13 protein-coding genes are annotated in these 16,801 nt (G+C 40.8%); 6 read left to right on the plus strand and 7 right to left on the minus strand.

Going from position 1 to position 16,801, the window contains the following annotated elements:
- Nucleotides 1-15 precede the first annotated feature (15 nt).
- The 6 genes from V7K44_RS18215 to alaS form a co-directional block, all read right to left on the minus strand.
- Nucleotides 16-564, minus strand: coding sequence for a CAP domain-containing protein (locus V7K44_RS18215; RefSeq protein WP_334933327.1), 549 nt, complete (start codon nucleotides 562-564; stop codon nucleotides 16-18).
- A gap of 437 nt (nucleotides 565-1,001) precedes the next feature.
- Nucleotides 1,002-1,529 carry a CAP domain-containing protein gene (locus V7K44_RS18220; protein ID WP_334933328.1) on the minus strand — a complete coding sequence of 176 codons (528 nt, stop codon included), beginning with the start codon at nucleotides 1,527-1,529 and terminating at the stop codon, nucleotides 1,002-1,004.
- A gap of 427 nt (nucleotides 1,530-1,956) precedes the next feature.
- Nucleotides 1,957-2,244, minus strand: a complete 288-nt coding sequence (locus V7K44_RS18225; RefSeq protein WP_334933329.1) for a hypothetical protein — start codon at nucleotides 2,242-2,244, stop codon at nucleotides 1,957-1,959.
- A gap of 134 nt (nucleotides 2,245-2,378) precedes the next feature.
- On the minus strand, nucleotides 2,379-3,536 hold the full coding sequence (locus V7K44_RS18230; protein ID WP_334933330.1) for a class I SAM-dependent methyltransferase: 1,158 nt from the start codon (nucleotides 3,534-3,536) through the stop codon (nucleotides 2,379-2,381).
- Nucleotides 3,537-3,568: 32 nt separating this feature from the next.
- Nucleotides 3,569-4,804 carry a tryptophan synthase subunit beta gene (trpB, locus tag V7K44_RS18235; RefSeq protein ID WP_334933331.1) on the minus strand — a complete coding sequence of 412 codons (1,236 nt, stop codon included), beginning with the start codon at nucleotides 4,802-4,804 and terminating at the stop codon, nucleotides 3,569-3,571.
- Nucleotides 4,805-5,645: 841 nt separating this feature from the next.
- A complete protein-coding gene (gene alaS, locus V7K44_RS18240) occupies nucleotides 5,646-8,288 on the minus strand; it encodes an alanine--tRNA ligase (RefSeq protein ID WP_334933332.1) in 2,643 nt (880 codons plus the stop codon).
- Between the two features lie 244 nt (nucleotides 8,289-8,532).
- On the opposite strand from alaS, the gene V7K44_RS18245 reads away from it, so the two are divergent.
- From V7K44_RS18245 to V7K44_RS18265, 5 genes are all read left to right on the plus strand, one after another.
- Nucleotides 8,533-8,733 (plus strand): heavy-metal-associated domain-containing protein, encoded by a 201-nt coding sequence (locus V7K44_RS18245; protein WP_334933333.1) that lies wholly within the window; start codon nucleotides 8,533-8,535, stop codon nucleotides 8,731-8,733.
- A gap of 932 nt (nucleotides 8,734-9,665) precedes the next feature.
- Complete coding sequence (locus V7K44_RS18250; protein ID WP_334933334.1) at nucleotides 9,666-10,691, plus strand: GGDEF domain-containing protein; 1,026 nt, start codon at nucleotides 9,666-9,668, stop codon at nucleotides 10,689-10,691.
- A gap of 291 nt (nucleotides 10,692-10,982) precedes the next feature.
- Nucleotides 10,983-13,244, plus strand: coding sequence for a DEAD/DEAH box helicase family protein (locus tag V7K44_RS18255; RefSeq protein WP_334933335.1), 2,262 nt, complete (start codon nucleotides 10,983-10,985; stop codon nucleotides 13,242-13,244).
- Between the two features lie 261 nt (nucleotides 13,245-13,505).
- A complete protein-coding gene (locus tag V7K44_RS18260; protein ID WP_334933336.1) occupies nucleotides 13,506-13,724 on the plus strand; it encodes a hypothetical protein in 219 nt (72 codons plus the stop codon).
- Entirely contained in the window at nucleotides 13,717-13,899 is a 183-nt protein-coding gene (locus V7K44_RS18265) for a hypothetical protein (protein ID WP_334933342.1), read from the plus strand. The genes V7K44_RS18260 and V7K44_RS18265 overlap by 8 nt, the downstream gene beginning before the upstream one ends.
- Before the next feature lie 83 nt (nucleotides 13,900-13,982).
- On the opposite strand, the gene V7K44_RS18270 is transcribed toward V7K44_RS18265, so the two are convergent.
- Nucleotides 13,983-14,711 (minus strand): Ycf66 family protein, encoded by a 729-nt coding sequence (locus V7K44_RS18270; protein WP_334933337.1) that lies wholly within the window; start codon nucleotides 14,709-14,711, stop codon nucleotides 13,983-13,985.
- Nucleotides 14,712-14,927: 216 nt separating this feature from the next.
- Here V7K44_RS18270 and gndA point away from each other — a divergent pair, with 216 nt between their 5' ends.
- The gene (gene gndA, locus V7K44_RS18275) at nucleotides 14,928-16,358 is read left to right on the plus strand and encodes an NADP-dependent phosphogluconate dehydrogenase (protein WP_334933338.1); all 1,431 of its coding nucleotides are present in this window, start codon (nucleotides 14,928-14,930) and stop codon (nucleotides 16,356-16,358) included.
- The last annotated feature ends 443 nt before the right edge of the window (nucleotides 16,359-16,801 follow it).

The following is a 16,801-nucleotide window of genomic DNA, read 5'->3' on the forward strand; positions in this document are numbered from 1 at the left end:
AATCAGAAATTAAATCTACCTAGTGCGAAAAAACATTTGTGTCAGGTAGACTTCGCCTTGATTATTAGTCGCAACACCAATTCCAGTCAGGTTGTAATTTCCTTTAAGGTTCTTTAGGTGTCCAGGACTTTTGATCCAGCCAGTAACAGCTTCCTCTACGGGGTTGCTATATCCCCGGTTAAAAGCAACATTTTCCGCTGCACTGTTGTAGCGAATCGGGATAGCTTTGACTCGCCCTTCAAATCCCTGATGACTAAATGGGGTTTTGCCTTTAGCCATATTTTGACTATGAATTCTGGCCTGTCGAGTTAAATTTGTATTTAAAGTCAACTTTGGCAGCCCTTTAGAAACCCGATATCGATTAATTTGCTCAAATACTGATTTTTCTAACTCAGTAGTTTTAAAAGTAGGAGTCGATATTGCAACCTGACTAGAAAAAAGCGACAACAGCTTATTACGGGTGGATGTATTTGTAGAAGTATGATTTGGTATCGGAGCAGTCGTTAATCCACTAGCAAGGACAAGCGCACTTAAAGCGATGCCAAAAGCAGTTTGTCGGAACATGGAGAATTGCGTAATGTGTAGAGATATAAGACTTCTACTCTACCTTATTGTTCCGAGGATATATACCACAATACTATTAAGTAATGATGAATTTCGGCAATTTGGCTATATCCTTGACAAGTAACACAAACAATCATTTTCAATTGTCAGTACTTCAATAGGTCAGCTTCATGAAAATCATGGTTAATTTTGCTAATAATTTCAGATTTTCATAAATTATCAAGCAAAAGCTTTAGTAACAGGTTAAACTCGTCTGGGAAATTTGAGAATAAACCTCAACCTTACCAAATCTAACGCTGTGTGCAATTTTTACTCCAACCTAATCTCCTTGCCTAATAATAAGGAATGGGTAGAATTCAAAGTAGTTTTTCACTCTTTGCAGGAGAGAGGAATGGAAGTGAGGTCAGAATATTAAGTTGCACATCGCGTCAAACATATCAGCGAATGAACATTTGTGTGAAGTAGATTACGCCTTGACTGTTTTTGGCGACACCAATCCCCGTCAAATTATAATTACCTCTGATATTGGTAAGATGCCCTGGACTTTTGAGCCAGCCTTGAACAGCCATTGTGGCAGGATCGCCATATCCCTGGTTGTAAGCGACATTTTCAGCAGCTGATCTGTAAGAAACACCGGTTGCATTAAGACGTTGTGAAAATCCATTATGTCCAAAGGGAACAGTACCATTAGCCATGTTCTTACTGTGAAGCCTAACTTGATTATCCATAGCAGAATTACGAGTCAGCGCTGGTAGCCCTTGAGAAGCTCTGTAGTTATTGATTTGGTTAAAAATCGACTGTTCTAAAGCAGCAGTGTCCATACTAGATGCTGCAATTCGGTTAGTATTATTCGATACATTTGAAGGTGCTGGCGTACAAGCTGGATTTGTTACAGAAGTAGCGATCGCTCCACTACTGAGAGCAACTGTGCCTAAAAGAACGCTGTAAACTATTTGTCTGATCATTTGCTGGTGGTAAAGTTTTAGACAATGTAACCAACTAATATCAATCTGACAAATTGCTTATAGGTCTAAATAGCTCTATTTTTAGGCTTTTTTGCTCAAAAACTACTAGCAGACGTTTAAATTCACGATTTAACGCATAAATTTTACTATTTATTCAATAGTTGTCTTCTACCATTAGTATGATTCTTCTTATCCCTGATTCCGCACTTAGACTATCACATAGTGTAATTACTAAACTTTTTGGAATTTACGAGTTTCAGATTATGCTTAGCGCTCTTCATTAATCCAGCTATTTTACTGTACTTAAGTATTTTAAATAGCTTTTTCATGTTAAAAAAACAGTAAAAACCGATTGTGACAGTTCAAGATACGGAATGTCGGATAAAAATGGCTGGATTGATTCAGCAAAATTTCTACGTAATTTAAACTAGCTTTGTTTGAGGGTTTCTAACTCTTCCTGTACCACGCGCAACACACGTGCAATATATTCTGCACGCCACTGTTCCCGTTCTTTAGTTACTTTGGCATCCGGCTCGTAAGCTTCAATCTCACTAGCCGATAAAATACTTTTCACCTCTAGCAACCGTTCAATGGTGTCTAGCCGCTCATGCAGCACGGACACCTCACCAGTCAAAGCCATGACGATCGCTAACAATTTATCAGTTTGCGGATTTTCTAAGTAAACAGGTCGTTTACCCTTAGCTATTTTTGTCATCCTAATACCAATTCTCCAAAAATAAGACTAGACATACAAAATGAGGAAAGCCAGATAAAATCTGACTTTCTCAATTACGAATTACGTTAGCGTAGCAGGCCATAGCCCATTACGAATTACGAAACTTTCTTTGCTTACTTAGTTGCAGCAACCATAAACCAAGTGCCTTGGGTGGCTGAGTTACGATTTTGAAACATACCATTAGTTTCTTTTGCTTTCCATGCTCCATTCGGGACAAATTTCTCGAATGTCTTATCTGCTGCAAAACCAGCCTCAGTAACTAGGGGTAGCAAATCTAAATCGCGTACAGCGCTCCAGAAAGGTTCGTTGTTGTTAGCGGTTTCCCAATCATAAATAAACTGTGTATAAAGATCCATGTGATGATACAGGGGTGCTTCTAGATGAATCATCATCCCACCAGGAGCCAGTAGACGATAAGACTCTTGCATAACTTTACGCACAGATGACGGGGGGATTTCATGTAGCAAAATGTGAGAAACCACTAAGTCAAATGATTCATCGGGGAAGTTAGTATGTTCGGCATTTTGCTGAGAGAAGTGTACCCGTTTTTGTAAGGCTTCGGCTCTTGCATGAGCATATCGCAGTATAGATGCACCTATATCGATGGCATGGACTTCTGCATCTGGGAAACCATCCACATAAGGTAATGTGCTATTGCCAATAGAACATCCCATATCGAGGATTTTTTTGGGTCGAAAGTTGGGAAACTCTGCTAAAAGGTAGTTTTGGACTATAGATAGCCCCATATCATCGTTGAGCGGCCCCAACCAACCGAGTCCATAAACGTAAGCGCCGCGATCGTAGGTTGCACCTGCTGCGACATCATCGGCAGTGAATTCGCTGTGATATCCTCCGGGCATACAGTGAATGTCTACGGCCTTTTGATAAGCAGGTATTTGAAAATTTGGGTCGAGGGTTAAAGTACCCAGTTCACCACCCTTATCTTTGGCGCGCTCTATCAATTCTGGTAGTTGTCTGTCAACGTTGGCATTTACAGCATCCCATAACATTTCCTGGTTAATGCGCTTCAGGGCACTAGTCCAGCGGTAATAGGGTTCGTGCTGCATTACTTCCCGAATTTCATAACGATTCTGGGGAGAACGCTGATGTTCTTGTTCAAACTTCGGCTTGGCTAGTTTTTCATAAATTTCTTTATTACCAGGAGTGACATTCTTGAAAATGTGCATTTTCATAGTTTGCACAAAGTTTTGGCGTGCCAACTCATCGTGAGTGGGTTGCGGTAACATTGGGTGTTGGAATTGTCGATCCATTATTGTTTATTTCCCAAATATTTTATGTAGATTTACCCTGGATACAATAACTTGGCTACCGTTTGTACATCCTTGTCACCACGTCCAGAGCAGTTAATTACAATCCGAGGACTGCCGATTAGCTGGGGACAGAGGGTTTCGAGATAAGCGATCGCATGGGCTGTTTCCAATGCCGGGATAATCCCCTCCAATTTCGATAATCGCTGGAATGCCTCCAAAGCCTCTGCATCCGTCACACTATAGTATTCAGCGCGACCAGTATCCTTTAAATAGCTATGTTCTGGGCCCACGCCGGGATAATCTAACCCCGCACTAATTGAGTGTGCCTCAATGATTTGCCCATCTTCATCTTGCAGTAGGTAGCTCATGGCTCCGTGCAGTACACCAATTCGTCCTTTTGTCAAGGTAGCTGCGTGTTTTTCGGTATTGACACCTTCTCCGGCTGCCTCAATTCCAATGAAGCGTATAGAAGACTCATTCATAAACTCATAGAATAGTCCCATCGCATTGGAACCACCACCTACACAAGCCAAGAGGATATCAGGTAATCCACCCCACTTTTCCATTGCTTGGGCGCGGGTTTCTTCACCAATTACTGCATGGAAATCACGTACCATCATTGGGTAAGGATGAGGCCCTGCTACCGAACCCAGAATGTAGTGAGTCGTTTCTACATTTGTCACCCAATCTCGGATTGCTTCAGAAGTAGCATCCTTCAAAGTTCCGGTTCCCGCCTCCACCGGACGCACTTCTGCCCCCATCAGCCGCATTCTAAACACATTCAAAGCTTGGCGTTCCATGTCATGAACGCCCATGTAAATTATGCATTCCAGCCCAAAACGAGCGCAAACTGTAGCTGTAGCAACTCCATGTTGTCCGGCACCCGTTTCAGCAATAATTCGCTGCTTACCCATGCGTTTCGCCAACAATACCTGACCAACAGCATTATTGATTTTGTGAGCGCCAGTATGATTTAAATCTTCACGTTTCAAGTAAATTTGTGGCCCGGTGCGATCGGGTCGGGCATAATGAGCAGTCAGGCGTTCAGCAAAATACAATGGTGTCGCACGTCCTACATAGTCTCGTAACAACTGCTGTAATTCTGTTTGAAAACCAGGGTCATTGCGGTATTGCTGATAAGCTGTTTCTAGTTCAGCCAGGGCAGGCATGAGCGTTTCAGGTACATACTTACCGCCAAAGCGCCCGAAGCGGCCTAGCGTATCTGGAACCTGAGCGGTTGAAATTGGAAATAGGGGAGTGGTAGTCACAGGCTGTTTTTGATGACGGGAATCACTTAATCATTATAGAAAAGTCTGAAGCATATCTGGGGAATGGGGAATTGGGAATGGAAGATTAACAATTCAAAATTCAAAATGACGCTCTCCCCAAGAGGAGCAACTCCGGGGGATTTAAACCCCGACTGAAATGGGTGCTACATGTAGATTGCAGGTTCTTAAACCCTTTAATTTACGAATAATAGAACTTCGTGCAAAAGTACCTAACACCCCTGGCTACGGTGTACACACAAGTCCTTCTGACCCCCTCTAACTCCCCCTTGGTAAGCAGGGCTGTTTCATTCGATCCCTTAAGGATTTTGTCAAGAGTATGAGTCAGAAATTTGCTTGAGTGGGAGAAATAAAAACTACCACCTCAACCAGTAAATTTAAGTGTGAACGCCATTTTCTTGCCCAATCAAATTTTTTAGTCACTTGATTTTTTTGCTTGAAACACTTGTAAATCAGCGCCTTTTAGGGAATGAAACAGCCCTGCCTTGGTAAGGGGGAGAACCGGATATTTCCCCCAAAACATCGGGGGGATTAAGGGGGGTAAATCCAGGATTGGGGCTTCATTACCAAGATGTGTGTACACCGTAGCCGCTTGCGGGGAGGGGAGCGTTTGCTTTACTCAAATCCGGGGTGGGGTTCTTTATTTTTTATTTATGCAAGAGGTCTAATGGCATTGTCAGTCGAAACAATCGCATTGTCAGTCGAAACAATGGCGTTGCAGGTCAAGAAACTTGTGAGTACACTGTAGTTTTCTTCCCGCGTCGGGAATGGGATTCGGTTTCGCCCTCTTCTTTTCCAGATGACGCGAAAAGTCAGGAAGAGATTAACCCAAAGCGGACTTTAATTCACTTTCTGCTTGTGCCAACGCATCTGCTAATTTACTTGCATCCCGTCCGCCGGCTTGGGCTAAGTTCGGTCTTCCACCGCCGCCGCCGCCACAAATTTTAGCGATCGCACCTACAAATTTACCAGCTTGCAAACCTTTTTTGTTCACTTCTGGACTAAAAGCTGCAACTATACTCACTTTTCCTTCTTCAGGAACAGAACCCAATACCACCGCACCGTTACCGATTTTTTGCAATAAGCGTTCGGCTGCGGTTTTCAATGATTCTGGATCGACATCTTCTAATTGGGCGACAATAATTTTATGGCCGCCTATGGTTTCTGCTGTTTGTAACAAGCTGTCAGATTTAGCGATCGCTAACTGTACCTTTAATGTTTCTAATTCCTTCTGGCTATTCCTCAGTTCGCTTTGCAGACTTGTGATTCTGTCTGGTAATTCTTCGGGTTTAACTTTAAAGCGATCGCTCAAATCTTTAACTACTTTATCCCGAAGGTTGAGATAATCTAGGATTGCTGGCCCCGAAACAGCTTCAATCCGCCGTACCCCAGAAGCTACACCAGCTTCCGAGATAATCTTGAACACACCAATTTCAGCAGTGTTACTCACATGAGTTCCACCGCATAGTTCCATTGATACGCTGGGAAAGTCAATCACTCGAACTTCCTCACCGTATTTTTCCCCAAACATGGCAACAGCGCCCCTAGCTTTCGCCTCTGCTAAAGGTAATACTTCCACTTTTGCAGCATGAGCCTCAGCAATCCAACTGTTCACCTGTTCTTCAACTTGTTGAACTTCCTCTGCTGTCAATGCGCGGGGACAGTTGAAGTCGAAGCGCAACCTGTCAAAGGAAACCAGGGAACCTGCTTGAGATATGCCATCATCAACAATTTTCTTCAACGCCGCTTGCAATAGGTGCGTTGCGGTATGGTTAGCTTGAGCGCGACGGCGACAAGCCGGATCGATTTGGGCGGTGACGCGATCGCCTACGCACAGTGTACCGCGTTCGATGCGTCCGAAGTGAACAAAGAAATCAGATTCTTTCTTCACATCTTCAACCCGAACTACAATACCATCACCAGAGATATAACCGCGATCGCCGATTTGTCCCCCCGATTCAGCATAAAATGGCGTTTTGTCAAGGACAATTTGCACTTCTGTCCCCGCTTCTGCTTCCTCTTGGCAAACGCCTTCTACCAAAATCGCTTCAACTTTCGCAGTTGCAGCAGGTTGGGTATAGCCGATAAATTCGGTGACTTTAATGTGTTCTGCTAATTTGTCGAGGGAACCTTGTACAGTTAAATCGATGGTTTCATGTGCTGCTTTGGCGCGTTCCACTTGTTTTTGCATTTCGGTATTGAATCCCGCGTCATCGACTGTGAGATTATTTTCCTCGGCAACTTCTTGAGTCAGTTCGAGGGGAAATCCGTAGGTATCGTAAAGAGTAAATGCACTTTCACCGCTAATCTGAGTTTCCCCTCGCTGTTTCACCTCTTGGATGATTTCTTCTAGAAGTTTTTCGCCTCTATCCAGAGTTCTGAGGAAATTAGATTCTTCCCGTTGTAACTCAGCTTTAATTGCTGCTTCTCGTTGACGCACATTAGGGTAAGCTGATTCGGAAAGAGCGATCGCAGTTTCAGCAACTTGGGTAGTAAATTCGCCAGAAATCCCAATTAATCGCCCATGACGCACCACCCGCCGAATTAACCGCCGCAGCACATAACCCCGTCCCACGTTGGAAGCGCGAATTTCATCAGCAATCATGTGGATGACAGCGCGAATATGATCGCCAATAACTTTTAAGGAAGTTTTGGTTTTTTCATCACTGCTGTGGTAATCAACACCAGCAATTTGCCCTGCTGTTTGGATAATTGGAAAAATCAGGTCAGTTTCGTAGTTATTGGGCACTTTTTGGAGAATTTGCGCCATTCTATCCAAACCCATGCCGGTATCGATGTTCTTGTTTTGTAGTGGCGTTAAATTGCCTGAAGCATCCCGGTTATATTGCATGAACACCAGGTTGTAAAACTCGATAAACCGAGAATCGTCTTCTAAATCGATATTTTCGTCCCCGCGTTCTGGGTGGAAGTCGTAATAAATTTCGGAACAAGGACCACAAGGACCAGTCGGGCCAGATACCCAAAAGTTATCGTCTTCGCCCAAGCGTTTAATTCTCGCTATCGGCACACCGATTTGATCGCGCCAAATTGCAAAGGCTTCATCATCATCTTTAAAAACGCTGACGACAAGATTTTGGGGGGAAAAGCCAAAGACTTGCGTGGAAATTTCCCAACCCCAAGCGATCGCTTGTTCTTTAAAATAATCACCAAAGCTGAAATTGCCCAGCATCTCAAAAAACGTATGATGCCGTTTGGTGCGTCCGACATTTTCGATGTCGTTGGTGCGGATACACTTTTGCGAAGTCGTAGCCCGCTTAAATTCTGGTGTGCGCTGCCCTAAAAATATTGGCTTAAATGGTAGCATCCCCGCGATCGTCAGCAGCACGGTTGGGTCTTCTGGCACGAGGGAGGCACTGGGGAGAATTTGGTGTTCCCGTTGGGCAAAGAAGTCGAGAAATATGTTGCGAATTTCGTTACCGCTTAGGTACTGGGGATTTGAAGACATAGGTGTTTTTAACTTTAGGCTTGGGCGCAGCGGCACTGGGTAAGTGTATTTTCATCAATAGATTTATATATTCTTGCATTTTGTTTCATATTACTGCCAGCGAATTGTACCAGTCGGTAAGCAAAATGCAGAGATTAGGACGCTTTTATACCGTTATCTAACTCTAGTGGGATGCATAATTGGGTTTCAATGGTTATGATTAATTCTTAAGAAATAATTTAATTTTTTCATACGGAAGTAACAAATGGCACTAAAACTGAAGGTATCAAATATTGCTTGTGAGGGATGTGCAAATACAATTACTGAGTCTATCCACGTTATGGAACCTGATGCCAAAGTGGATATTGATGTTAACGCTAAAACTGTCATAGTGGAATCCGCAGCTTCAGAGGAGTCAATCAAACAGGTGATTGTTGCTGTTGGTTACACTGTTGAAGGTTACTAAATCAGTTCTAACTTGTCACAGAAGTTTAGATTTTAATATCTCAGGCGACATTAACAAAATTTTTTTATTTTTCTGCCCTTATACGCGCGGAATGTAACTAACTTCTGCACATTAGAGGCAAGTTTTAACATCAAGTTTTTTATTTAGCTTTTTTTCTGGATTTATGATCTTGCAGCAAATAAAAAACATATGAATTAACTAAATAAACAAACAGTTATAAAGCGTAGGCAGAAACATTTTCTTTCCCCTGCCAATATGTTGTTAACTAAAGTTTCATAACTCAGTTAAATTATGAATCTTTCACCCTATAAATTTGCTCTATAAATGTAGGGAATATTGGTGAAAACAAGCTAATAACCATAGTAGGAATTAGTTTTGCTGTCTATTTGACTTGCATTATTTTGTGAAATTCAACTCCTACATTGATACTCGATCAAAGCCTGATTTCCAAAGAAAAAGCTGAGGTTTTTTATGGGAAATAATATTTTTAATTCAACCATACGGTTTGAGTTTTTGTAATTTGATGAAAAAACTTTATATTTTCTTTGTTTTTCTACTTAAAAAGAAATTTAGCTACCTAATCTGAGGGTTATTACGAGCTATTTATTTTGGTAATTTCATCAGAAAAATAGCACTTAAGAAACTACAGTAATCAATTTTATACATATATATAATATTCAGTGTTTTTACTGTTTTAAAAACAAAGTGTAAAGAAGACATTAGTTGTCAGAAGCAGATATTTCAGAAAATTTAGTAGTAAATTTAAAGCCGTAAAAGGAGATTAAACTGGGAAAAATAGTGAAAATTTGGTGTTTTGAAAAATATATATCAAAAAATTAACTTAGCCTAGAACATCATATTTAGTATTAGGCAAAAGCATTAAGTTACTCAATCTAATTCTTTAAAATTTAAATAGGATAAAAAATAAAGCAATGAATATCTCTATTCTGGTCTTTGGAAAAAATAACTTTATCGCCACACTTCCAGATCAGATCCGTTATGCGACCGCTTTTAGTGTCGAAGTTATGGACAATTTGAATCAGGCAGTATCGCGGATTAAAACAACGGCCCCCGACATAATACTTGTGCAAGCTAGCCTAGATGGCAGCATGGAACTGTGCGCTTGGTTGAAAGACCAAACAAAACTATCATGGATATACTGCATTCTCTTTGAGGATCGTTTCCAGCAGCTAGCTGATAGAAATAAGGGTTGGCACAGGGAATTGGAAATGAGTGCTGCGGCCCTAAAGCAAGGAGCCGATGCATATATTTGGCATCTTATTGAAGAAAAAACAGACCATAGCTTGGCAGAGTTGACTGCCAATCATGGACTAATACTTGCTCAATTGACTGTTGGTTTGCGGAAAGCGCAAAAATACCGAGATTTGATTCGGACAAATGATATGTTATCTGCGATCGCCTTAGCAGATTCCTTGACAGAATTAAATAATCGTCGGGCTTTAGAATGGGACTTACCCAGACAAATTCAAAGAGCCAGGACTCAAAAAACTTCCCTGAGTTTGATTATCTTGGATGTAGATCATTTTAAGAAAGTTAACGATACTCACGGACATTTAGTAGGCGATCGCGTCTTGCAAATATTATGCCAGCGTTTGCGCCACAATCTGCGCTGTCAAGATACAGCATTCCGCTATGGTGGCGAAGAATTTGTGATTCTTCTGGCTAATACTACCGATGATGAAGCACTATTAGTAGCTCGTCGTCTCAATCGCGTAGTCAGCGACGAACCATTTGCACTCAATAATAAACTGACAATTAATATCACCATTAGTTTAGGCACAGCCTCTCTGCAAGCTGAGGATGATGAGAAAGGAGAGAGTCTGCTACATCGTGCCGATCAATGTCTGTTACAGGCTAAAACTTCTGGGCGTAATCGAGTTATTGACTCAAATTACTTATCTCATCATGCCTCACATTTGAAAGCTCTTTCTTCGTGAAACTGGGGAGCGTCTAAATCAGATATTGAGTTATGAAAGGTTCAGATTCCTAATTTATTTAAAGAAGCTAGGAATATTGTTGGACACTAATCGTACTTTCAAAAGTGCGATCGCCTAAATAAAAGTATTTATTAATACATTTAATTCTATATAAATATCCTGGTGTTAGTTAGACAATGCTTTCAGTTTGGGAATACTGAGAATTAGGGTAATGGATTGCAGCAACCTGTTCATTTAGCCCTAGTTCCAGCCTTTCCCCTAAAGCACTGTCTTTCTAGGATTTTAGATATTATGACAACTGTTCAAGTTACATACGCAGGTCTAATCAAAGTAAAAAGAGGTGAGGCTCCCAAAGAGCTATACTCCCACCAGAACGAAGCAATCATAGCGCTGAATAAGAAGAATCAATTTCCCTTTGAAGGCTTGCTAGTTCTACCCACAGGTGGCGGAAAAACTTTAACAGCAGTCCATTGGCTACTACGTAATTTCATTAACAACAAGAAAAAGGTTCTGTGGATTGCTCATCGTCATGAACTGCTTGACCAAGCACTTGAGACACTTCAACTTAATGCCTATTCATCATTATTGAGCAATGTATCAGGATTTAGATACCGCATTATCTCCGGTCATCCTAAACACGATCGACCTGTAAATATTGAAAAGACTGATGACATCATCATTGCCAGTAAAGATAGTCTAAACAGTGGGCTTGATCACTTATTGAAAAACTGGGTTGGTCACTTAAATGAAGTTCTTTTGGTTGTAGATGAAGCGCATCATGCAACAGCTAAGACTTATCGTAAATTAATTAATGCTGTCAAGGATGATCTAAGCAAACGAGGTCATCATAACGGTTTTCAAATGCTAGGGTTAACAGCTACTCCCTTCCGAACAGATGAGAGTGAGAAGGGGTTGCTAAAGTTAGTTTTTCCAAATGATATTATCTTTTCAGAACACCTGAGAAATTTAGTTGCTAGGGGAATCCTTGCTGAACCAATATTTGAAAACCTAGAAACGAAGATAGAAATAAAGCAAAAATTGACAGCCCAAGAAATCAAGGCAATTGAGAATTTTGACAGGCTACCACAAGATATAGCTAAAAGAATTGCTGAAGATAGTAAACGTAATAATCAAATTGTTGCTCACTATAAAAAAAATCAAGAGAGATATAAACCTCTTTTAGTCTTTGCTATCGATGTTATACACGCAGTTGCATTGAACAAAGTCTTTAAGGATGAAGGAATTAATTCTGATTTTATTGTAGCAGCAGTGAAAGATTTAACTACAGGTACTACAATTGCTGCAAAAGACAATAAAGAAAAAATACAAAAATTTAGAAATGGAGAGCTTGAGGTATTAATAAATGTAGAAATTTTAACTGAAGGAACGGATTTACCTAATGTACAAACTGTTTTTCTCACACGCCCTACTACATCCACAATACTAATGACACAAATGATAGGTCGGGCTTTGCGTGGGCAAAAAGCAGGCGGTACAGAAAAAGCTTATGTGGTCAGCTTTATTGATGAATGGGAAAACAAAATTAACTGGGTTAACCCAGAAAAACTTCATATTCAAGGCAGTGGATTTCCTGAAAAAGGCATTTTATCAAGTAATAGAACTGCTCAACTCATATCTATTGAGATGATTGAAGAATTCGCTCGCATCATGGATGACTCAATTGATACTAATGCTTTAGAAAAACTAGAATTTTTAAAGAGGATTCCTCTTGGAATTTATCATTTTTATATTTTTGAACCATCCGAAGGATATGAGCCTAATTCTAGACCTTATGATGTGTTGTTGTATGACGATACAGAAGAAGCATACGACAATTTTGTTAACGATTTAAAAGCTTTATTCCAAAAGATTGATTTACAAGACAGAGAAATATTGACCGAAGCAGAACTTGAATATCTTTTGCAAACTGCAAAGGAAATTTATTTTCCTGACTATCAAACTTTGCTTGGCTACAGAGATGATGATGTAAAAAATATCTTGCGTTTCTATGCTAAAAATCAAATTCCACCAGAATTTCTAGCTTTCAGTGAAAGGAGAAAATGTGATTTATCTATCGTAGCAAAACATATATACGACAACTCTCTTGGTGGTAAAGCACTGTTTGAGTATATCGAAATACTTTGGAATGATGGAAAGACTTTTTGGCAAATTATATTCAGTGATAAGAAATATTTCATGAACCAGTTGAACATTGAAATTAATAAGTTAGCAGGAATCTACCCTGATGTTGTAGTATCAATACCAACTTTAATTCCTGACACTGTACCAATAGAGAAGTTAACTCTATACGAAATCAAAGAGCGAGATATTCTTGAATACAGAAAAATTAAAAATGCTGTATTCGCCAAGCACACAGATGCAAAAGGGTTTATATCTTGTGCAATCAGTGGAGTTAAAAGCCAGATGCGGAGAGATTTTCAAATTGATCACATTAAACCTATGTTCCAGGGTGGTTTAACTACCATCGATAATTTGCAATTGCTGACACGTAAAGCCCATGTAGAAAAAACCCGTAGAGAGAATACAAGATGATAGCATTTTAGAGAATGTCTGAGAAGTATCAAATATTGGCTGATTTCCCTTTAAAAAATGGCTAATAAGAGTCTCAAAGTCCCCCTTTTTAAGGGGGATTTAGGGGGATCTCTAAGCGTTTGGTGTATGTAAAAAAATTTTTCAGACACCCTCTAAAACCTTACTTGACTGAAAACAAGTTACTAAAAAGTATTGTAGCTTATGGCTTCTCTCTTAAAACTATGCTCTAAAATTTATCTAAATTCATTAAAGCCTTAACTTATGCTTCTTAGCGAACTCATCCCGCTAGTTAAAGAATTATCCCACACTGATAAACTCTTACTAATACATTTCCTGGCAGCCGAATTGTTAAAGGAATCAAGTTTAGTCCCATTGGATGCTGAGGATAAAGTAGCAAGTCTTGGCTTATATGATTCTTTTGAAGCTGCTGCTGTTTTAGCGAAGGCATTAGCAGAAGAAAAAGCGGCAACACATGGTTGATAAACTTAGTTCTGGATTTACTGAAGTAAATCCAGAACTAATGTTGAGAAATTTCCGACAGGTAGAGCTAGCTTTTGCTTGGACAAGAGATAGAAACGCCCCATTGATTTTAGGACACATGAATTTCTTTTTAGCGTTTGATGTGTGCTTCTATCGTTCTGAATTAGCGTTTTAAATTAGCCCTAAAATAGCCTGATGGAAATAGTGAAACCCAACATTATATTAGGTTAACGTTGGGTTTCACAGAATTCAACTGCCTTAATTAGGCGGTATTTGTTCCGGTGGCGTTTCTGCTGGGGGAGCGAGTACCGCATCCGGCGCAATTTCTTCTACAGGAATCGGTTGCTTATCTTCAATTTCAAAATCTGGTTGCGCTGCTTCCACCAATTCAGGAGATGGCGGATGTGGGGGAATCGCTTCCGGTACAATCTCAGTTTTTGCTTCAGTGTCAGTAGTAACTGTCTCCTCTGCTGGTGGTTCTGGTATGACAATAGTTTTGTCAATAATCTCAATAGCAGGTTTCTCTGACAGTACAGAAGTAATATCTTCAGGTTTGGGGGTTGTGGGTGTTTTTTTACTCACAGTCTGCTGCACTTTGTCTTTCGCGCCACTGAAGGTGCTACCCAGACCTTTTTGCAACCGACCCAGCCGTTCCTGAAGGGACAACTTATTCACCTGTTCTTGAATGCCAGTTTTTACCGTCTCAGCACTGGGTACTTGGGTTTGTTGTGCCTGCGGGGTCAATTGCCGACGTAATGATAGAGTTTGCCAGCCAAACCAGACCAAAAGAGCCACACTAGCCACATGACCCAGCAACAAACCTCCAGTAATGCGTGGTGCAAACACCCATAAAACTAAAGCGTAGAACAATCCTACGCCACTCCAGATAAAGTCATTCTTACGATGGATTTCTGGGAAAAAGAAAGCTGCTATATAAATGGCTAAACTACCAAGACCCACTACCAAAGCTAGGACAAATGCCAGCATTATTTGGTTACTCCTTACTGCGTCCTTTAATTATTTCAATTTTGCAAATTTTGCCAGTCAATTGTTGATTTAGATACAATTTAAAATTAATTATCCATGTTAGTTGTGGATTTTTATCATTTATATCAAGTCTTAAGGTCTTCTTTAGGGGAGAACGGAAAATATCGGACTACCCTTATAGGTAAAGGATCTGCAAGAGTTAGCCAGAAATTTTTTATGACACTACAAAGCTTTGGTGTGATTGGATTAGCCGTTATGGGTGAGAACATCGCTCTCAACGTGGAGCGCAATGGCTTCCCAATTGCAGTTTACAACCGCTCCCGCGAAAAAACGGATGCGTTTATGGCGCAGCGTGCTACAGGACGGAACGTCAAAGCCGCCTTTACTCTAGAAGAATTCGTTGCCTTATTGGAACGTCCCCGCAAAATTCTAGTAATGGTGCAAGCTGGTAAGCCAGTGGATGCGGTAATTGCTCAACTCAAACCCTTGTTAGAAGAAGGCGATATCATTATCGACGGTGGCAACTCTTGGTTTGAAGATACAGAACGCCGCACTCAGGAATTAGAACCCGCTGGGCTTCGGTATCTTGGTATGGGTGTCAGTGGCGGTGAAGAAGGGGCGTTGAATGGCCCTTCACTAATGCCCGGAGGTACAACAAGCTCTTACGAGTTTCTATCGCCAATTTTCAACAAAATTGCTGCCCAAGTCGATGATGGCCCTTGTGTAACCTACATTGGCCCTGGTGGTTCTGGCCATTATGTCAAAATGGTACACAACGGTATTGAGTATGGCGATATGCAGCTAATTGCTGAAGCCTACGACTTGCTGAAAAATGTCGCTGGATTAGACCATAATCAGCTGCATGAAGTGTTTGCTGAATGGAACACCACCGATGAACTCGATTCATTTTTGATTGAGATTACGAAGAATATCTTCCCATATCTTGACCCAGAAACAAAAAAACCCCTGGTGGATTTGATTGTTGACGCAGCAGGTCAAAAGGGAACTGGACGCTGGACTGTGCAAACTGCATTGGAATTGGGAGTTGCTATTCCCACAATTACAGCAGCAGTTAATGCCCGGATTATCTCTTCGATTAAAGAGGAGCGTGTTGCAGCATCTAAAGTCCTTACAGGCCCCAGTGGCAAGTATGACGGGCAAACTAAGGATTTTATCAACAAAGTCCGTGATGCTCTCTATTGCTCAAAAATCTGTTCTTATGCTCAAGGGATGGCGTTGCTATCCACAGCTTCAAAAACATATAACTGGAATTTGGATCTGGGCGAAATGGCGCGGATTTGGAAAGGTGGTTGTATTATTCGCGCTCGCTTTTTGAATAAGATTAAGAAGGCTTTTAGCGAAAATCCAGCTTTGCCTAACTTGCTGTTAGCTCCCGAATTTAAGCAGACAATTCTTGACAGACAGACTGCTTGGCGGGAAGTGATTGCGACAGCTGCAACACTAGGAATTCCAGTACCCGCATTTAGCGCATCCTTGGATTATTTTGACAGCTATCGCCGCGATCGCTTACCTCAAAATCTAACTCAAGCACAACGCGACTACTTTGGCGCACATACCTACCTGCGTCTTGATAAGCCCGGAAGTTTCCACACTGAATGGGTTCCCATTGCTGAAGCCAAGAAGTAAATTTTCACACATCTACACCAGGTTATTGTGAAAAGTTAAAAAGTTTCAGAATACAGTTTTAAAGGTGGCTCTGAGTTTCAGAGTCACTTTCTTTTTAAGGTAAGAATAGCTACTTAACTGGTACGCGCAAATGCAACTTCAGCCATCAGCTTTTGTCCCTGAGTTGTTCACAACGGTTTTGCTCCCAAGCTGCTATGGCGCTATTAATTACTTACCTGAAAGACAACAAAGCTTTTGCTGCTTGAGTTTACCTGATGGACAATTAATTAATAACAGACACGTTGAGAAAATTCTTAAAGATTAGCATTAAATAAAAAATTTGGAGGCGTGTACTTATCCTAAATGGAGGTTACAGCACTTGCGTCTATTATGAGGTACACTAGATTAAAATATAAATCCTTTTAAATGAAGTCCTACTCTGTCGATCTTCGAGAAAAAATAGT

This window comes from Nostoc sp. (assembly GCF_036917235.1).
In the GTDB taxonomy this organism is placed as follows: domain Bacteria; phylum Cyanobacteriota; class Cyanobacteriia; order Cyanobacteriales; family Nostocaceae; genus Nostoc.

What these genes read in the sequence shown, in the direction of transcription:
- V7K44_RS18215 (WP_334933327.1), bottom strand. Translation starts at nt 564, where the DNA reads ATGTTCCGACAAACTGCTTTTGGCATCGCTTTAAGTGCGCTTGTCCTT.
- V7K44_RS18220 (WP_334933328.1), bottom strand. Translation starts at nt 1,529, where the DNA reads ATGATCAGACAAATAGTTTACAGCGTTCTTTTAGGCACAGTTGCTCTC.
- V7K44_RS18225 (WP_334933329.1), bottom strand. Translation starts at nt 2,244, where the DNA reads ATGACAAAAATAGCTAAGGGTAAACGACCTGTTTACTTAGAAAATCCG.
- V7K44_RS18230 (WP_334933330.1), bottom strand. Translation starts at nt 3,536, where the DNA reads ATGGATCGACAATTCCAACACCCAATGTTACCGCAACCCACTCACGAT.
- alaS (WP_334933332.1), bottom strand. Translation starts at nt 8,288, where the DNA reads ATGTCTTCAAATCCCCAGTACCTAAGCGGTAACGAAATTCGCAACATA.
- V7K44_RS18245 (WP_334933333.1), top strand. Translation starts at nt 8,533, where the DNA reads ATGGCACTAAAACTGAAGGTATCAAATATTGCTTGTGAGGGATGTGCA.
- V7K44_RS18250 (WP_334933334.1), top strand. Translation starts at nt 9,666, where the DNA reads ATGAATATCTCTATTCTGGTCTTTGGAAAAAATAACTTTATCGCCACA.
- V7K44_RS18255 (WP_334933335.1), top strand. Translation starts at nt 10,983, where the DNA reads ATGACAACTGTTCAAGTTACATACGCAGGTCTAATCAAAGTAAAAAGA.
- V7K44_RS18260 (WP_334933336.1), top strand. Translation starts at nt 13,506, where the DNA reads ATGCTTCTTAGCGAACTCATCCCGCTAGTTAAAGAATTATCCCACACT.
- V7K44_RS18265 (WP_334933342.1), top strand. Translation starts at nt 13,717, where the DNA reads ATGGTTGATAAACTTAGTTCTGGATTTACTGAAGTAAATCCAGAACTA.
- V7K44_RS18270 (WP_334933337.1), bottom strand. Translation starts at nt 14,711, where the DNA reads ATGCTGGCATTTGTCCTAGCTTTGGTAGTGGGTCTTGGTAGTTTAGCC.
- gndA (WP_334933338.1), top strand. Translation starts at nt 14,928, where the DNA reads ATGACACTACAAAGCTTTGGTGTGATTGGATTAGCCGTTATGGGTGAG.